Genomic DNA, 2,626 nt, shown 5'->3' on the forward strand with positions numbered 1-2,626 from the left:
ACCCGCCGAATACGAGACCAACTACTACCTGGCGACCACGAAACCCCTGGTCACAGCCACAACCTGAGATCTCTACCGAACCCGGGGCGGTTCAAGGACTGACGTGACGGTCCCTTTGCAGCGGGTCTGCTGGCGACGCCCGGTGCTCTTCTCCCTCCCGCCCGGCTGATGGGTTCCGTCAGCCGCTGATGTTCGGCCTGCCTGCGCCGCCCGGGTGCGGGCAGGCCATCCACCCGGCGCACCATCGTGCACCTCGGCAGGTCCGACTTCCGCACCGCCGATCGACTCACTTCAGGCACACGACATTTGATCTTTAACGATGGCATATGTCGGCGTACACCTGACGGGCGAACGCCGACAGCATGGCTTGTGAACTGGGCTGATGCAACGGGATGTGAGACAGGGCGACTGGGCTGGGGCTCAGCTTAAGCTCACATCCCGTTGCCACTCAGGCGTGTGTGCCGCCGATCTCAGGCATGGTTGCCGCTGATCTGTATTCAAGGTCGAAGAGAGCGATGGACGTCATCGCCCCACTGCCGAGCTTCTTGTGGCGGGTCAGGGGCGTTGACGCTACCTCTTGCCACTCTTCAATCTGGTGCCGCTCCAGTCCTTGCCGACGCTTACGCTCTTGGCCGGGGAGAGGCCGGCCGTCTGAGCGGCATCGTTGATGTCGCTCGGCTCGACGTAGCCGTCCCGTCCGTCCTTCGGAATGAGGAGCCAGATCGTGCCGCCGTCTTCGAGGAGTCCGATCGCGTCGACCAACGCGTCGGTGAGGTCGCCGTCCTCGTCGCGGTGCCAGAGCAGCACAACGTCGGCGACATCGTCATAGTCCTCGTCGACCAGGTCCTGACCGATGAGCGACTCGATGCCCTCGCGCAGGTCTTGGTCGACGTCGTCGTCGTATCCGATCTCCTGAACGACTTGGCCGGGCTCGAACCCGAGCCGGCCGGCCGGATTGGTCCGCTCCTCCGCGTGATCTGCTGTTGTCGACACGATGGTCTCCTTCGGGACGGATGCGCCTGCCGCGCATCTCCGCCGGTAGCCAAGCAGGCCCGTCCGACGCCCCTGGTGACAACTCGCCACCTCTCGACCAATCTCGCCCTGCACGGTGACCGTCAGACCAAACTGGCGGAAGGCTGACAGGCAGCCTCATATGACGTTGTCGCTCACCAGCAGATCCGACAACGAGGCCTGAGACAGCGACAACCGGAGTGAGATGGGAGACCAGCACTCGCGGTAGGGGCGACTCCAGTTCGGATCCATCCGCCACAGCTCGTCCAGCGCGTCGAGCTTTGCGGCCTGGTCGTTGGTGAGGTTCTCGGCCTCGCGCTGGCGGCGCATCCGCCGCCCGGCCGCGTAGTCGTCCAGCTTCGCCGTGGCGGGGATCGCGAGGTGCCCGTGCTGCTGGTAGAAGGCCTTCGCGTATGCGTGGCCGCGCTCCCAGGCGCCTGCGTTCTTCGACCAGATCATGCCGAGCGTGTCCAGCTCCGAGACGCGGGCGGGGTCGAGCAGGCCCTGGCCACCCAGGTGGCGCTGGCGGGCGAGTCAGGAGATCAGCTCGGCGTGCTTGGTCTTGTCGGTTGGGTCGAGGTGGCCGTGCCCGGTGAAGCACACCGCCGCGATGGCGTGCATCCGCAGCCACTCGATCGACGGCTCCGGCACCGAGGGCTGCTCGCCCTCGCCAGTCTTGGTGCTCTCGCGTTCGGAGGCCTTGGTCGTGGTGGTGTGCTGGGTGCCCTGGGAGCGGCCGGTGCACGGCTCGGTGATCCGGCCGACCGCTCGGGCGTCGTGCGCCGCCAGGGCGTGCAGGACCCGCCAGATGGTGCGGAAGGAGGACGCTTCGATCTCGGCGTCGGCATCAACTACGCCACGGTGGCGGTTTGGCGGGTGTTCCTGACCGTGGTGCTGCTGACCGCTCATCGATCGTTCGGCCGGATGTAGGGCGAGCCGGAGCATGGGGAAAGGCGACCTTCCCCGGTAGGGAGAGCGCTTTTCCCTCCCGACTTAGGTCGTCGGCAGCGGGATTCGCGCGGCCGTGGTGCCGAGCCCGGTGGGGCTCAGGAGCTCCCGGCCATGGTGGCGACGCAGATCGGCCTCCGGGAAGTGGCCCGTGAGGCCGTGCCAGTGGAGGTTGCCGGTCATGAAGCAGGCTGCAGGCCGCCCACGCCCGGATCGAGACCGAGGCCGCTGACGAGGCCCGCCGGCACGCCCAGGACAAGGAACGCCGCCGCCAGCAGCGCACCGACGGCAGCGACGAGCAGGCCGTGGTCGACACCGGCGAGAAGGCCGCCGCGAAGGCGAGGCCAAGCCGAACAGCGGCAGCCTGCCGGTCGGTGAGGTTCTCCGCGTACTGCAGCACCGATACCAGCGCCGGTCGCGCCGGCGACAAGCCGCGACGCCCATCAGCGGGGTACCAATCCGCGAAGCCCTGGTCCGTGTATCGGAATCTGCACAGCACTATGGCACCAAAATTTCAACACGGGCAACGCAGAATGCCCCCTCCCGTTTCCGGGAGGGGGCATTCTGTCATCAAAATTTGTTCGGCGGCGTCCTACTCTCCCACAGGGTCCCCCCTGCAGTACCATCGGCGCTGTGAGGCTTAGCTTCCGGGTTCGGAATGTAACCG

Annotated in this window: 3 protein-coding genes and 1 rRNA gene; all 4 read right to left on the reverse strand. The window is 66.7% G+C overall.

The window, feature by feature from the left end; translation table 11 throughout:
- Window positions 1–570: 570 nt before the first annotated feature.
- Window positions 571–993, reverse strand: a complete 423-nt coding sequence (locus tag ACWDAK_RS40960) for a DUF3052 domain-containing protein (protein ID WP_344641090.1) — start codon at window positions 991–993, stop codon at window positions 571–573.
- A gap of 156 nt (window positions 994–1,149) precedes the next feature.
- Window positions 1,150–1,470: a helicase associated domain-containing protein gene (locus ACWDAK_RS40965; RefSeq protein WP_344641089.1), complete on the reverse strand. Its 321-nt coding sequence runs from the start codon at window positions 1,468–1,470 to the stop codon at window positions 1,150–1,152.
- A gap of 75 nt (window positions 1,471–1,545) precedes the next feature.
- Window positions 1,546–1,920, reverse strand: a complete 375-nt coding sequence (locus tag ACWDAK_RS40970; protein WP_427396324.1) for a hypothetical protein — start codon at window positions 1,918–1,920, stop codon at window positions 1,546–1,548.
- A 618-nt stretch (window positions 1,921–2,538) separates the two neighbouring features.
- A 5S ribosomal RNA gene (gene rrf, locus ACWDAK_RS40975) occupies window positions 2,539–2,626 on the reverse strand; the annotation flags it as partial.

Source organism: Kitasatospora sp. NPDC001175 (assembly GCF_053598215.1).

What these genes read in the sequence shown, in the direction of transcription:
- ACWDAK_RS40965 (WP_344641089.1), bottom strand. Translation starts at nt 1,470, where the DNA reads ATGATCTGGTCGAAGAACGCAGGCGCCTGGGAGCGCGGCCACGCATAC.
- ACWDAK_RS40970 (WP_427396324.1), bottom strand. Translation starts at nt 1,920, where the DNA reads ATGAGCGGTCAGCAGCACCACGGTCAGGAACACCCGCCAAACCGCCAC.